The organism is Mycobacterium sp. IDUB_28 (assembly GCF_055419285.1).
In genome coordinates, this window is sequence record NZ_JBVAXK010000002.1 from 447,353 (window position 1) to 461,903 (window position 14,551).

Consider the following 14,551-nt stretch of genomic DNA (forward strand, 5'->3'; position numbering starts at 1 on the left):
GGGACGGCTGTAATCCGGCGATCAAATAATACAGGTGTCGAATACCGCAATACTTTGCGGAGTCGTGGTAGGGCCCACTAAACTGGGCATTTCGGGACGCTACGGGGGCGGGCTACCCGGCAATCGATTGACTGAGACTGATTGAGGCAGGTGCATGAGCGTCATCGCAGGCGTGTACGGCGCATTACCGCCACACCGATACACCCAGGCTGAGACCACCGATTTGTTCGTCGAGTTCCCCGGTCTCAAGGAGCACGAGGAGATCGTCCGGCGTCTGCACACGGCGGCCAAGGTCAACGGCCGGCATTTCGTGCTGCCGCTCGACCAGTACCCGGCACTGACCGACTTCGGTGACGCCAACGAGATCTTCATCGAAAAGGCAGTGGATCTCGGTATCGAGGCGCTGATGGGCGCGCTCGACGAGGCCGGGTTACAACCGCAGGACATCGACCTGATCATCACCACCACGGTGACCGGGGTTGCTGTCCCGTCGCTGGATGCCCGCATCGCCGGGCGGCTGGGTCTGCGTCCTGACGTGCGTCGGATGCCGCTGTTCGGCCTGGGTTGTGTGGCCGGGGCAGCAGGGGTGGGCCGGCTGCACGACTATCTGCGGGGCGCGCCCGACGACGTGGCCGTGCTGATTTCGGTCGAATTGTGTTCGCTCACTTACCCTGCCATCAAGCCGACGGTATCCGGCCTGGTCGGGACGGCGCTGTTCGGCGACGGGGCGGCCGCCGTCGTTGCCGTCGGCGACCGACGCGCCGAACAGCTGAACCCCGCCGGCCCCGACATCGTCGACTCCCGCAGCCGGATGTACCCGGAGTCGCTGCACATCATGGGCTGGGACGTGAGTTCGGCTGGCCTGCAGCTGCGGTTGTCGCCGGATCTGACCGACCTGATCGAGCAGTACCTGGCCGCAGATGTCGACGGTTTCCTCACCGATCACGACCTGACCAAGAACGACATCGGTGCCTGGGTCAGCCATCCGGGCGGGCCGAAGGTCATCAACGCGATCACCGACACCTTGCAGCTGCCGCCTGAGGCGCTTGAGCTGACATGGCGATCGCTTGGCGAAATCGGCAATCTGTCCTCGTCCTCGGTCCTGCACATCCTGCGCGACACCATCGAGAAGCGACCGCCCAGCGGCAGCCCCGGATTGATGCTTGCGATGGGTCCTGGATTCTGCTCCGAACTCGTCCTACTGCGCTGGCGCTGACGCTGACGCGCAATGAATTGGTGCGCAGCGTATTTGCGGTAGTCCGGCACTGCAGACGCATCACGTGCGGCGGGCGATGGGTCAGGTCCGGCAACGATTGCAGGCCCTATCCCGTTGGTCACCGGACCCCGGCGCCGCTACAGCGTGCGCAGTACTTCGCCGGGCGGATGGGAGATCAGCGTCATTCCAGTGCTTCCGACAGTTCCAGCCAGTGCCCCTCCAAGGAGGCCACCTCGGCTTCGAGATTGCGCAACTCGTGGGTCAGCGCCGCGATCGCGACGTGGTCGGACTGATCGTGCTCGGCCAGTTCGGTGTGCTTGGCGGCGATCCGGTCGGCGAGACGGGCGAGTTGGCGGTCGATGGACGCCAGCTCTTTTTCCGCGGTCCGGCGTTGCGCGCCCGACATGGCCTGGGCCGCCGGTGCGGGCGCGGGCGTGGTGGGCCCGGTCGGCGCCGCCTCGGCCAGCCGTAGGTATTCGTCGATGCCGCCGGGCAGATGCCGCAACCGGCCGTCCAGGATGGCGTATTGCTGGTCGGTGATGCGCTCGAGCAGGTAGCGGTCGTGCGATACGACGATCAAAGTGCCCGCCCACGAGTCGAGCAGGTCCTCGGTGGCGGTCAGCATGTCGGTGTCGACGTCGTTGGTGGGCTCGTCCAGCAGCAGCACATTCGGCTCCGACAGCAAGGTCAGCATCAGCTGCAGCCGGCGTCGCTGGCCGCCGGAGAGCTCGCCGACCCGCGCCGACAGTTGCCCGCGGCCGAAGCCGAGGCGCTCCAGCAGTTGGGTGGGAGTCATGTCACGGCCCTCCACCCGGTATTCGGTCTGCAGGCGACCCAGCACGTCGGCGATCCGGTCCTCGGCCAGCGCTTTGAGCTCGTCACCACGTTGATCCAGCACCGCCAGCTGCACCGTCTTGCCGCGTTTGACGCGTCCGGAATCCGGTTGCACCGTCCCGGCGATCAAACCCAGCAGCGTCGACTTTCCGGCGCCGTTGGCCCCGACGATGCCGGTGCGTTCGCCTGGCGCGATCCGCCACTCGACATCCCGCAACACCGTCCGGCCCTCGAAGGTGACCGACACGTCCAGCAGGTCGACGACGTCCTTGCCCAACCGGGCTGTCGCCACCTTGGCCAATTCGACGGTGTTGCGCAACGGCGGTACGTCGGCGATCAGTTGATTGGCGGCTTCGATGCGGAACTTCGGCTTCGAGGTGCGCGCGGGGGCGCCCCGGCGCAGCCAGGCCAATTCCTTGCGCATCAGATTCTGCCGCTTGGCTTCCGCGGTCGCCGCGACCCGATCGCGCTCGACGCGCTGCAACACATACGCCGCGTAGCCGCCTTCGAACGGCTCGACGGTCCCGTCGTGCACTTCCCATGTGGTGGTGGCGACTTCGTCGAGGAACCAGCGGTCGTGGGTGACCAGTAACAGTCCGCCGCTGTTCCGTGCCCAGCGTTGTCCGAGATGGTTGGCCAGCCAGGCGATGCCCTGGATATCGAGGTGGTTGGTGGGCTCGTCGAGCGCGATCACATCCCAATCGCCGATCAGCAGCTGAGCCAGCTGCACCCGTCGGCGCTGACCACCGCTGAGGGTGGAAACCGTTGTTGCCCAATCGATGTCGGATACCAACCCGGACATCACGTCGCGGATGCGGGCGTTACCGGCCCACTGGTGTTCGGGCTGGTCGCCGACAAGCGTCGCGGCCACGGTGCTGGCCGGGTCCAGGGTGTCGGCCTGGCTCAGCGCGTTGACCCGTAGCCCGCTGCGGCGGGTGACCCGGCCGGTGTCGGGTTGGATCTGGCCGGTGAGCAGGCCCAGCAGACTGGATTTCCCGTCCCCGTTGCGGCCGACGATGCCGATGCGGGCCCCGTCGTTGACCCCCAGGGTGAGCGAGTCGAAGATCACCTGAGTCGGATACGCCAGGTGCACGGCCTCAGCTCCGAGTAGGTGTGCCACCCGCACGACGGTAGTGGGTGGAACGCGCCGGCATCGCCATTCGAGCGCTGCTGCCGACGGCCACCCGCGACAGATCCGCGATCTGATAGCACGTCGCGGCCCTGCAGGCGACGGAACGGGCGCGCTTCGGAGAGGTGCGCGCCCGGCTCGTGCGCACCGGCGCAGTGACCCAGGCCACACTGTCGGGTCGATGTGCCATGATGACCACGCTGGTCAAGGCCAACTCAGCGAGCATTCAGGAGTAGCGGTGGATCTCAACTTGTCGATGGTCACCCGACCGGTCGAGCGTCTGGTGGCCACGGCGCAGAACGGTCTGGAGGTTCTGCGACTGGGCGGCCTGGAAACAGGCAGCATCCCGTCGCCGTCGCAGGTCGTCGAGAGCGTGCCGATGTACAAGCTCCGCCGGTACTTTCCGCCGGACAACCGGCCCGGTCAGCCGCAGGTGGGCCCCCCGGTCCTGATGGTGCACCCGATGATGATGTCCGCGGACATGTGGGACGTCACCCGCGAGGACGGCGCCGTCGGGATCCTGCACGCCGGTGGCCTGGATTGCTGGGTCATCGATTTCGGATCCCCCGACAAGGTCGAGGGCGGCATGCGCCGCAATCTGGCCGATCACATCGTTGCGCTCAGCCAAGCCATCGACACGGTGAAGGAGGCCACCGGGCAGGACGTGCACCTGGTCGGATACTCGCAGGGCGGCATGTGGTGCTACCAGGTCGCCGCCTACCGGCGCTCGAAGGATCTGGCCAGCATCGTTGCGTTCGGGTCGCCGGTGGACACGTTGGCCGCGCTGCCGATGGGGATTCCGGCGAACCTGGCCCCCGGCGTCGCCGATTTCATGGCCGATCACGTGTTCAACCGTCTGAATATCCCAAGTTGGATGGCGCGCACCGGTTTTCAGATGATGGATCCGCTCAAGACCGCCAAGGCCCGGGTGGATTTCGTCCGGCAGCTGCATGACCGTGAGGCTCTGCTGCCGCGGGAGCAACAGCGCAGGTTCCTCGAGCGCGAGGGTTGGATCGCCTGGTCGGGGCCGGCCATCTCCGAACTGCTCAAGCAGTTCATCGCGCACAACCGCATGATGACCGGCGGGTTTGCGATCAACGGTCAGCTGGTGACCCTCACCGACATCACCGTCCCGATTCTGGCGTTCGTCGGTGAAGTCGACGACATCGGCCAGCCGGCCTCGGTGCGCGGCATCCGACGTGCCGCGCCCAACACCGAGGTTTACGAATGTTTGATCAGGACAGGACATTTCGGTCTGGTGGTGGGATCCCGGGCGGCTCAGCAGAGCTGGCCCACCGTTGCCGAATGGGTGCGCTGGGTGTCCGGTGGTGGCGACAAACCGGGCAGCATCAGCCTGATGGTCGAACAGTCGGCCGAGCACACCGACAGTGGCGTGGCCTTCAGTTCGCGTCTTGCCCACGGGGTGGGCGAGGTCTCTGAGGCTGCGCTGGCGATGGCGCGCGGCGCGGCGGACGCGGTCGTCGCGGCGAACCGGTCGATGCGCACCTTGGCCGTCGAGACCGTCCGGACGCTGCCCCGGCTGGCGCGGCTGGGGCAGCTCAACGATCACACCCGAATCTCGTTGGGCCGCATCATCGATGAACAAGCACAGGACGCCCCGCAGGGCGAATTCCTGTTGTTCGACGGGCGGGTGCACGCCTACGAGGCCGTCAACCGCCGCATCAACAACGTCGTCCGCGGGTTGATCGAAGTCGGGGTGCGGCAGGGCGACCGGGTGGGTCTGCTGATGGAGACCCGGCCCAGCGCGCTGGTCGCAATCGCCGCGCTGTCCCGGCTGGGTGCCGTGGCCGTCATGATGCGCCAGGATGTCGATCTGGCCGCGCAGGTGCGGCTCGGGGGAGTCAGCGAGATCCTGACCGACCCCAGCAACCTCGAGGCCGCCCGGCAACTGCCGGGCCAGATCCTGGTCCTGGGCGGCGGTGAGTCGCGGGATCTGCACTTGGCTGAAGACGCCGACGTGATCGACATGGAGCAGATCGATCCCGACGCGGTGCAGTTGCCGGCCTGGTACCGGCCCAACCCGGGATTCGCGCGGGACCAGGCGTTCATCGCGTTCAACGCGGCCGGCGGCGAACTGGTCGCCAAGCAGATCACGAATTTCCGATGGGCCCTCTCGGCATTCGGAACGGCGTCGACGGCGGCGCTGGACCGCAAGGACACCGTGTACTGCCTGACGCCGTTGCATCACGAGTCCGCGCTGCTGGTCAGCCTGGGTGGCGCGGTGGTCGGGGGTACCCGCATCGCATTGTCCCGTGGCATCCGGCCGGACCGGTTCGTCTCCGAGGTCCGGCAGTACGGCGTCACCGTGGTGTCCTACACCTGGGCCATGCTGCGCGACGTCGTGGACGACCCGGAGTTCGCGCTGCACGGCAACCATCCGGTGCGGCTGTTCATCGGGTCCGGCATGCCCACCGGGTTGTGGCAGCGGGTCGAAGACGCGTTTGCCCCTGCCCATGTCGTCGAGTTCTTCGCCACCACCGACGGCCAGGCGGTGCTGGCCAACGTCTCCGGGGCCAAGGTGGGCAGCAAGGGCCGGCCGCTGCCGGGTGCCGGGCGGGTCGAACTCGGTGCCTATGACGCTGAGCAGGATCTGATCCTGGAGAACGACGACGGGTTCGTCCAAGTCGCCGAGACCAACCAGATCGGGGTGCTGCTCGCCCAGTCCCGCGGGCCTATAGATCCCACCGCGTCGGTCAAGCGCGGCGTTTTTGCGCCTGCCGATACCTGGATCTCCACCGAGTATCTGTTCCGGCGCGATGAGGACGGTGATTATTGGCTGGCCGGCCGGCGCGGATCGGTGGTGCGTACAGCCCGCGGCATGGTGTACGCCGAACCGGTCACCGATGCGCTGGGTTGCATCAGTGCAGTCGACCTTGCGGTGACTTACGGTGTCCCAGTGGGAGATCGACATCTGGCGGTATCGGCGGTGACGTTGCGTCCGGGGGCGACCATCACCGCCGCCGATCTCACCGAGGCGATCGCGGGTATGCCGGTGGGCCTGGGGCCCGACATCGTGCACGTGGTGCCGAAGTTCGACCTCAGTGCGACCTACCGCCCGACGGTGAGTGCGCTGCGGGCCGCCGGCATCCCCAAGTCGGGTCGCCAGGCCTGGTACCTGGATGCGGGCAGCGGCGAGTTCCGCCGCCTGACACCGGCCGCGCGGACCGAGATCAGTGGGAAGCGAGCACCTGCCAATGCTTGACGACACTCTGCTGCAGATCCTGGTGTGCCCGGCCGATCGGGGGCCGCTGCTGCTCGTCGAGGGCGGCAAGACCCTCTACAACCCCCGGTTGCGGCGCGCCTACCGCATCGACGACGGAATCCCGGTGCTGCTGGTCGACGAGGCCCGCGACGTCGACGAACAGCAGCACACCGCCTTCACGGCGCAAGGCCTTCCGGAAGATCCCCAGTGAGGTAACGCTGCAGGTTGGGCGCAATGATCTGCACGATCTGATCGGTCGGCAGGGATGCGAAAGGCTCCACCTTGACGATGTGGCGAGCCATCACCACGCCCATCAGCTGCGACGCGACGAATTGCGTGCGGATCTTGCCCGTTCCCGGTGGATTGTCCACGCGCGCGCCGAGTTCCCCACCGATGATCTCCTGCAGGAAAGTGCGTGCCAAACCCACCTCGTCTCCGGAGATCAACGATCGCAGGGTCGCAATCAGGCTGGTGCCCAGTTCCGAATCCCACAGCGGCAGCAATATCGACGGCAGTCGGACCCCGAGTTCCTCGACCGGAACGCGTCGCATCTGTTCGATCACCACCATGGGGTCGATCGGTAACTCGACGGCGGCGGTGAACAACTGCTGTTTGGTGCCGTAATAGTGATGCACCAACGCGGAATCGACGCCGGCCCTGGCGGCGATTGCCCGTATCGAGGTGCGGTCGATTCCGTTCCGCGCGAACAATTCTCGCGCGCTGGCCAGAATTCGCTCGCGGGTGTCGGAATTCCCGGCGGGCCGGCCGGGCCGGTTACGGCCGGTGGTCGTCACGCTAGGGCGTCCGCCTGCGCAGTGTGGCAGCGGCCAGGCCCAGCGCCGCGACCGCGAACGCCATCACCACGACGATGTCGCGTACGGCGAGAAACGTCAGGTCCGGGTGGGCGCCCACCTGTTGCAGGGCCTCCAGCGCATAGCTGGCCGGCATCACATTGCTGATCCACTCGAGCCAGTCTGGCATCGCGGCCCGCGGCACGATCACACCAGCCAGCAGAAACTGCGGGACGATCACCACCGGCATGAACTGCACAGCCTGAAACTCGCTGCGCGCAAATGCACTGCACAACAGGCCCAGCCCGACACCCAGCACCGCATTGATGATGGCAATCACGAACACCCACAACGGGTTTCCCGCCGTGTCGAGGCCCAGCAACCAAAACGACACCACGCACGCCAGGCTCGCCTGAGCCGCCGCGGCGACCGAGAACGCGGTCCCGTAGGCCGCCAGCAGGTCCAGTCGGCGCAATGGCGTGGTCAGGATGCGCTCCAAAGTTCCCGACGCCCGCTCGCGTTGCATGGTGATCGAGGTGATCAGGAACATCAGCAACAGCGGGAACAGGCCCAGCAGGATCAGGCACGCGTTGTCGAACGGTGTCGGTGCGCCGGGCCGGTGCGGGGCGTTCTGAAACATGAAGTACATCAGCGTGATGATCGCGCTGGGCACCACCAGAATCATCGCCACGCTGCGGCGGTCGGCGACCAACTGACGCAGGATCCGTCCGGTGCTCGCCGGGTACGCCTGAAGTCCTATCCGGCCTTGGATTCCTGCTCGGTGCTGCGCCGAATGATGGACAGAAACGCTTGCTCCAGGGACGTGCATGAGGTGTCCTCTCGTAGCTGGGCCGGGGTGGTGTGGGCGACCAGACGCCCTTCCCGCATGAGCAGTAGGTCGTCGCAATGGTCGGCTTCGTCCATCACGTGGCTGGAGACCAGCAGCGTGGTTCCGCCGCGGGCGAGTTCGGTGAACTGTTCCCAGAGATCGACGCGCAGCACCGGATCCAGGCCTACCGTGGGTTCGTCGAGGACCAGTAGGGCGGGGTGGCAGACCAACGCGCACGCCAGCGACACCCTGGTGCGCTGACCGCCGGACAAGTTGCCGCAGTACGCCGTTCGATGATCGGCCAGACCGACCCGGTCGATGGCTTGCGTGGCGGCCTCGCCGTGGTAGCCGTGCAGCGCGGCGATGTAGCGGACGTTGTCGATGATGCGCAGATCGTCGTAGATGGCCGGGTTCTGCGGCAGGTAGGCGACCTGCCGACGCAGCGCCGCCGATCCGGCGGGGTGGCCCAGCACGGTGACGGCCCCTTTGGAATGGCTGGGCAGGATCTGCGTGCCGACGATGCTGCGCATCAAGGTCGTCTTTCCGCAGCCGGACGGGCCGAGCAATCCGGTGATGGTGCCTTCGGCGATATCCACCGAGATGTCGTGCAGCGCGGTGCGTTTTCCCCGAACCACTCGCAGGTGTCTGATGCTGACGGCGGGGGGCGAACTGCTTCCAGAAAATTCATCATGCGATGAAGTCATCATGAGATGAATAATTCGCCGGTGCTGCGTGGATGTCAAGAGGCGCTCGGGCAGAATCGGTTCGGTGAGCGCTGAGCAACTGCTGGTAGACCCGGTCGCGGCCGCCCACCGGCTGCTCGGTGCCACCCTGACCGGCCGTGGTGTCAGCGCAGTGATCGTCGAGGTGGAGGCCTACGGCGGGGTTCCCGACGGCCCGTGGCCGGATGCCGCTGCGCATTCCTACCGCGGACGCAGCGCGCGCAACGCCGTCATGTTCGGGCCACCCGGGCGGCTCTACACCTACCGCAGCCACGGAATCCACGTCTGTGCCAACGTGGCCTGCGGACCCGACGGGACCGCCGCCGCGGTGCTGCTGCGGGCCTGCGCCGTGGCCGACGGCTTCGACACGGCACGGTCGCGGCGCGGCGAACTCGTGCGCACCGCCGCGCTGGCGCGCGGGCCGGGTAACCTCTGCTCAGCTCTGGGAATCACCATGGCGGACAACGGTATTGATGTGTTCGACCCGGACAGCCCGGTGCGGCTCGAACTGTGCGGCCCGCTGACCGCAACGACGGGACCCCGGGTCGGAGTGAGTCACGCCGCCGACCGGCCGTGGCGATTGTGGCTGCCCGGCCGGCCCGAGGTGTCCGCGTACCGCCGGAGTCCCCGAGCGCCGGCACCCGGCGCCAGTGACTAGTGCGGTGGCTACGCCGGAGGTTTCCGCGCCAGGGTGTCGTCGGCGTCGGGGGCCGAGCGGTACGCCGGGTCCAGACGCCGGACCGCAAAGATGAACGGCAGCGCGATGAACGGCGCGAGGATGCCGTAGATCGCAGCCGGAGTGGCCATTTCGGCGTTGTTCAACAGCTGCGGGCTCAACGCGATCCCGATGGCCACCACGGCATTGTGCAGTCCGATCTCCAGACTGACCGCGATCGCCTGGCGCGGAGCCAGCTTGAGGAAGCGCGGCGCGAGGTAGCCGATGGTGAGGCTGATCGCGCAGAACAACACCACCGCGGCGCTGAGCACCCCGAAGTTGTTCCACAGCGTCGCCTGGCCACCGGCCACCCCCGCGACGACGGCGATCACCAGCAGCACCGCCGCGGCGATCTTGACCGGAAACCCCAGCCGTCGAGCCAGATCCGGGAACCGGTGCCGGATCGCGACACCGACCGCGGTAGGGATCAGGACGAGGGCGAACACGGTGAGAAACTTGTCGAACTGCAGGGGGATGAAGCGTCCGTTGCCCAGGAACCACGTCATCGAGACCGCCAGGATCGCGGGGATGGCGAAGATCGACAGCACCGCGTTGATCGCGGTGAGGGTGAGGTTGAGCGCCAGGTCACCATTGGCCAGATGGCTGAGCACGTTGGCGAACATGCCGCCGGGAGTAGCCGCCATCAGCATCAGCCCGACCGCCAGATTGGGGGACAGGTCCAAGGCTTCGGCAATCGCCAAGCACACCGCTGGCAGCAGCGCCGCCTGACAGAGCAACGCCACCAGCAGCGGACGGCGCAGCGTGGCGGCCCGGCGGAAGTCGTCCACCGTCAGCGTCAGCCCGAGCGCGAGCATGACCGCACCGATGACCAAGGGGAACAACTGGCTCTGCATATCGCTTCCGCGGGACGTGGGCTGATTTTGCCTTCAGTGGCAGCAAGTCACTCTACGGCCGGTGGTGGGCAGCGCCCTCAGCTGGAATCAGGTAGAGCGGATCGCGGCCACGTACCGGCCGCGGTAACCGTCCTGCAAGACTCTGTGCCATGGGTAGCGAGCCTTCCGGGATCCTCGACGAGTTGAGCTGGCGCGAACTGATCGCGCAGTCCACCGACCTCGACGCGCTGGCCGCCGAGGCGCAACGCGGACCCCTGACCGTCTATGCGGGATTCGACCCCACCGCGGCCAGCCTGCACGCCGGACACCTGGTGCCGTTGCTGGCGCTGCGTCGATTCCAGCGGGCTGGGCACCGCCCGATCGTGCTGGCCGGCGGCGCCACCGGGCTGATCGGCGACCCACGCGAGGTCGGCGAGCGCAGCATGCACGAGGTCGACACCGTCGCCGAATGGACCGAACGAATCCGGGGCCAGCTGGAGCGCTTCGTCGACTTCGACAATTCGCCGACCGGAGCGATCGTCGAGAACAATCTCGACTGGACCCGGCCGATGTCGGCGATCGAGTTTTTGCGCGACATCGGCAAGCACTTCTCGGTCAACGTGATGCTGGACCGGGACACCGTCCGGCGCCGCCTGGAGGGCGAGGGGATCTCCTACACCGAGTTCAGCTACATGTTGCTGCAGGCCAACGACTACGTGGAACTGCACCGGCGGCACGGCTGCACACTGCAGCTCGGTGGATCGGATCAGTGGGGCAACATCATCGCCGGGGTGCGATTGGTGCGCCAGAAGCTCAGTGCTGCCGTGCACGCGCTCACCGTGCCGCTGGTGACCGCAGCCGACGGCACCAAATTCGGCAAGTCCACCGGTGGCGGCAGTCTGTGGCTGGACCCGCAGCTCACCAGCCCGTACGCGTGGTACCAGTACTTCGTCAACACCGCCGACGCGGACGTGATCCGCTACCTGCGCTGGTTCACCTTCCTGAGCAGCGACGAATTGGCCGAGCTGGCGCAGGCCACCGCCGAACGCCCGCAGCAACGCGCAGCGCAGCGCAAGCTGGCCGGTGAGCTCACCACGCTGGTGCATGGTGAGGCGGCCACCGCCGCCGTCGAGCACGCCAGCCGGGCGCTGTTCGGGCAGGGTGAGCTGGCCCGTCTTGACGAGGCGACGTTGTCCGCGGCCCTGCGCGAGACGACGGTCGCCGAATTGAAACCCGGTGAGGCGGACGGGATCATCGACTTGTTGGTGGCCACCGGGCTGTCCGACAGCCGTAAGGCGGCGCGTCGCACGATCGGCGAAGGGGGCGTGTCCGTCAACAACATTCGCATCGACAGCGACGAATGGGCCCCACACTCAACGGATTTCCTGCACGGACAGTGGCTGGTGCTGCGCCGCGGCAAGCGCAACATCGCCGGGGTGCACCGGGGTTAAGCGGGCTGGGGGCAACCCAGCCGGCCGACTTCAAAGGACGGCAGTTCGTCGTCGGCGGCGGCTACCGCGAACATGGTTGCGGCGGTGTAGAAGGCATCGGTGGTCATCAGCCCGCGGCTGGCCAGTTCGACGCGGTCGGCTGCCGTGCCCCAGCGGTTGCTGAACAGCCTGTTGAGTTGGGTGGGGTCGGGGCGGTGCAGGTTCAATTGCGGCTTCTGCCTGGCCAACTCGTCTCGCCTGGCCAGGGCCTGTGCCACCAGCATCCGCCACTGCGGCAACCGCGGGTCGGTGCGCAGCAGGTCGAGGAAATGCTGGATCGCGGGCAGTGAGCGGGCGAAGAACAGCGTGCGGGTGGTCAGTCGCGCCGCGACCGAGATCGGATCGTCGTGCAGAGTGGCGTTCTCCTCGTCGGTCAACCAGTACGCCCGGACCTGCGCGGGGAAACCGGACTCGTCGACGATCCCCGTCGCCAGCGCGTAGTGGTGCGCAACGGTCTCCAGCGCGCGCTCGTAGTCGGCGATGCCTACCGCGGCGACGGCCTTGGCGGCGCGCTCTCGGACGCTGCTCCGGTCACCGGGATGGGTCAGGTTCCAGTGCCAGGCGGCGACCTGCTCGAGGGCGGGCAGGTAGGCCCAACGGTCGGTGGCGCACAGGCTGAGTAGCGACAGCACGTCGAGGTCGAGAATGTCGACGCTGGAGTCGTCCGGCAGGGCGACGGGGGTCGGCGGGGCCCAGCGCTGCCGCCACCGTTGCGACCAGATGGTCGGTGGCGGGCCGGGCCGTACCGCGACATCCCGTGGCCCGCGCACGATCTCCTGCAACGCCAGCACCGCGTCGGCATGTTTGACGTCGACCCGCATCGACTTCAATTGCTTTGCCAGCTCACGATTTTCCGGTATCCCTACCGCTTCCAGCAATCGATCCCAGGTGCGCTGGGTGAAGGTGGTGCGGCGCGCGGTCTCGACGATTCGTGCACCGGCCGCCGCGGACAGCACACCGGAACGCACTGCGTGGGCGACGGTTTGGCGAATGTTCACCAACGCGTCCACAAACACCGGATAACCGTCTTCGGGGTCGCCGTGCACCATGCCGACTTCGTCGTCTGCCTCGATGACTCCGTCTCGGTAACCTTCGAAGACCCAGCCGTAGCCCTCCATGCCGAACGGGTGCAATTCGGCCGCCCGCAACGCGCCCATGCTCGATGAGCCGACCACCCGCACGCCGTCGTCGATCAGCGTCAGTAGTTCCTTGTGCCGCACCGCAGCGCTCTGGAAGAACAGCCCGTCGACGATGAGCAGGGTGTCACCGGACCGCAATCCGTAGCGAAAGGCGTCACCGAATGAAATCGGTGCTACCACTTCGGCATCGGAGATGATCGCATGAATGTCCGCCGCGCTGATCGTGGGGCCGGCCGTCACCACGATCCGGGTCATGAGTGCTCCTCCAGCGGGGTGCGCAGGGGTGACTGGATGGTCGCCGACAAGCCGGGGGCGATGACTTTGACGACCGGCACGCACGCGTCGGCGAAATCGCACACCACGGCCAGCGGTTCGGCGCCGGCCTGAGCCGCCACCGCGGTCGCCGCCGACGCCAGCAGGTCGTGCAGCGAGTCACTGGACGTGACATGCCACGGTGTCGGTTCGGCATCGGGCATGTCCTGCATGGACTTTCGGGCCGGGGCATAGGTGTGCACCCGGGCGAATCGTTGGTAGATCGCCGACGGCAGATCTTCGCGGGCTCCGCTGATGGCCGTCAGCCGGGACTGCGCGGCTTCGGTAATCGCCCGCGACAGCGCAACATTGGGGTTGTGGTGAAGTCCGCTGCCGCTGAACGGGACCTCCATCATCGGCGAGCTGATCTCGGCGGCGAACAGGTAGTAGCCGTCCCAGGTGTCCATCCGGGCGACCTGCAGTTCGCTGCCCGCCCGATGAATCATCTCGATGAGCTCGGCGCACTCCGAGCGGGCGACGTCGTCCAGCGGGACCCCGAACAACGTCGAGCCGGGTCGGGCGGCGGCCATGCCGTGACGCTCCATGATCTCGTAGAGACCGTGCAGGGCGGCTTCGTGGTAGCTGTTGCCCGATGCCAAACCCGTTGTGTCCATTCCGAATATCGGCGGACCCCAGGAATCGCCGACCGCGATGTTCACCACGGTGGCCAGCCAGGGCACCCAGGTCTTGCGTCCGGTCAACAATGTCGTGGCGATCATCCAGTCGAGCTTGGCGCCGCGGTGATAGAAGCTGCCCGCCGGACGGTTCAGCTCGGCGGGATCGTAGGTGAGGGTTTCAGCGAGTTCGTCGGTGGAGGTCGAGGTCAGATCGGGGGTGATGTTCTCGACGTGCCAGTTCTCCAGAGACTCCATCGCGGCCGATACCTGCGCGGCGCGGTAAGTGGTGGCTTTGCCCTGACTGACCGACAGGGTCAGCGAGGCCGGTCGTACTGCCTGCACGGTGGGGATGCCGAGGTCGTCGAGCCAGGTGAGGTCGGCGACGCGAGTGATTCCCGCTGCGCTGAGCAGCGGCTGAATCGCCGCCCAGGTCTGCTCGGGAGAGATGATGCGGTGGGTGCCCGCATGGTGGCCGATGGTCAGCGGATCGGCGTGACCGAGAACTCGGGACGGCCAGTGCGACCAGTCAGGGCCGGTGCGTACCACGGTGCCTGCACTAGTGCTCAAGCCCGGCAGTTCCGACATGGCTTCACGCTACTTAGTTCGGTGATCGACGGGTGGGAAATCAGCGAGTCGGCGAAAAATGTTCCAGCGGGATCTCATCGCGGAGAGAGGGGGGGAGGGCTGCGATGAGATCCCGC

12 protein-coding genes are annotated in these 14,551 nt (G+C 66.9%); 5 read left to right on the top strand and 7 right to left on the bottom strand.

Annotation, left to right across the window (positions count from 1 at the left end; all coding sequences use genetic code 11):
• Positions 1 to 154: 154 nt before the first annotated feature.
• Entirely contained in the window at positions 155 to 1,216 is a 1,062-nt protein-coding gene (locus tag ACZYZ9_RS05915; RefSeq protein ID WP_463825272.1) for a type III polyketide synthase, read from the top strand.
• 181 nt (positions 1,217 to 1,397) lie between these two features.
• On the opposite strand, the gene ACZYZ9_RS05920 is transcribed toward ACZYZ9_RS05915, so the two are convergent.
• Complete coding sequence (locus ACZYZ9_RS05920) at positions 1,398 to 3,170, bottom strand: ABC-F family ATP-binding cassette domain-containing protein (protein ID WP_463825273.1); 1,773 nt, start codon at positions 3,168 to 3,170, stop codon at positions 1,398 to 1,400.
• Positions 3,171 to 3,360: 190 nt separating this feature from the next.
• On the opposite strand from ACZYZ9_RS05920, the gene ACZYZ9_RS05925 reads away from it, so the two are divergent.
• Together ACZYZ9_RS05925 and ACZYZ9_RS05930 are read left to right on the top strand one after the other, a co-directional pair.
• Entirely contained in the window at positions 3,361 to 6,402 is a 3,042-nt protein-coding gene (locus ACZYZ9_RS05925) for an acyl-CoA synthetase (protein ID WP_463825274.1), read from the top strand.
• On the top strand, positions 6,395 to 6,613 hold the full coding sequence (locus ACZYZ9_RS05930) for a Trm112 family protein (protein WP_463825275.1): 219 nt from the start codon (positions 6,395 to 6,397) through the stop codon (positions 6,611 to 6,613). Before ACZYZ9_RS05925 ends, ACZYZ9_RS05930 begins: the two co-directional genes overlap by 8 nt.
• Here ACZYZ9_RS05930 and ACZYZ9_RS05935 read toward each other — a convergent pair.
• The 3 genes from ACZYZ9_RS05935 to ACZYZ9_RS05945 are packed head-to-tail and all read right to left on the bottom strand — an operon-like array spanning position 6,579 to position 8,729.
• Positions 6,579 to 7,196 carry a TetR/AcrR family transcriptional regulator gene (locus ACZYZ9_RS05935; protein ID WP_463825276.1) on the bottom strand — a complete coding sequence of 206 codons (618 nt, stop codon included), beginning with the start codon at positions 7,194 to 7,196 and terminating at the stop codon, positions 6,579 to 6,581. The genes ACZYZ9_RS05930 and ACZYZ9_RS05935 overlap by 35 nt on opposite strands.
• 1 nt (position 7,197) lies before the next feature.
• Positions 7,198 to 8,022 carry an ABC transporter permease gene (locus tag ACZYZ9_RS05940; protein ID WP_463825277.1) on the bottom strand — a complete coding sequence of 275 codons (825 nt, stop codon included), beginning with the start codon at positions 8,020 to 8,022 and terminating at the stop codon, positions 7,198 to 7,200.
• The gene (locus ACZYZ9_RS05945) at positions 7,950 to 8,729 is read right to left on the bottom strand and encodes an ABC transporter ATP-binding protein (protein ID WP_463825278.1); all 780 of its coding nucleotides are present in this window, start codon (positions 8,727 to 8,729) and stop codon (positions 7,950 to 7,952) included. Before ACZYZ9_RS05945 ends, ACZYZ9_RS05940 begins: the two co-directional genes overlap by 73 nt.
• Positions 8,730 to 8,790: 61 nt before the next feature.
• Here ACZYZ9_RS05945 and ACZYZ9_RS05950 point away from each other — a divergent pair, with 61 nt between their 5' ends.
• The gene (locus ACZYZ9_RS05950) at positions 8,791 to 9,402 is read left to right on the top strand and encodes a DNA-3-methyladenine glycosylase (protein WP_463825279.1); all 612 of its coding nucleotides are present in this window, start codon (positions 8,791 to 8,793) and stop codon (positions 9,400 to 9,402) included.
• A gap of 8 nt (positions 9,403 to 9,410) precedes the next feature.
• Here the strand turns inward: ACZYZ9_RS05950 and ACZYZ9_RS05955 are convergent, their stop codons facing one another.
• On the bottom strand, positions 9,411 to 10,313 hold the full coding sequence (locus tag ACZYZ9_RS05955; protein ID WP_463825280.1) for a bile acid:sodium symporter family protein: 903 nt from the start codon (positions 10,311 to 10,313) through the stop codon (positions 9,411 to 9,413).
• Positions 10,314 to 10,462: 149 nt separating this feature from the next.
• Here ACZYZ9_RS05955 and tyrS point away from each other — a divergent pair, with 149 nt between their 5' ends.
• Entirely contained in the window at positions 10,463 to 11,743 is a 1,281-nt protein-coding gene (gene tyrS, locus ACZYZ9_RS05960; RefSeq protein ID WP_463825281.1) for a tyrosine--tRNA ligase, read from the top strand.
• Here tyrS and ACZYZ9_RS05965 read toward each other — a convergent pair.
• Positions 11,740 to 13,176, bottom strand: coding sequence for a TfuA-like protein (locus tag ACZYZ9_RS05965; RefSeq protein WP_463825282.1), 1,437 nt, complete (start codon positions 13,174 to 13,176; stop codon positions 11,740 to 11,742). The two genes, tyrS and ACZYZ9_RS05965, sit on opposite strands and share 4 nt — an antisense overlap.
• On the bottom strand, positions 13,173 to 14,435 hold the full coding sequence (locus tag ACZYZ9_RS05970; protein ID WP_463825283.1) for a YcaO-like family protein: 1,263 nt from the start codon (positions 14,433 to 14,435) through the stop codon (positions 13,173 to 13,175). The genes ACZYZ9_RS05965 and ACZYZ9_RS05970 overlap by 4 nt, the downstream gene beginning before the upstream one ends.
• Between the last annotated feature and the right edge of the window lie 116 nt (positions 14,436 to 14,551).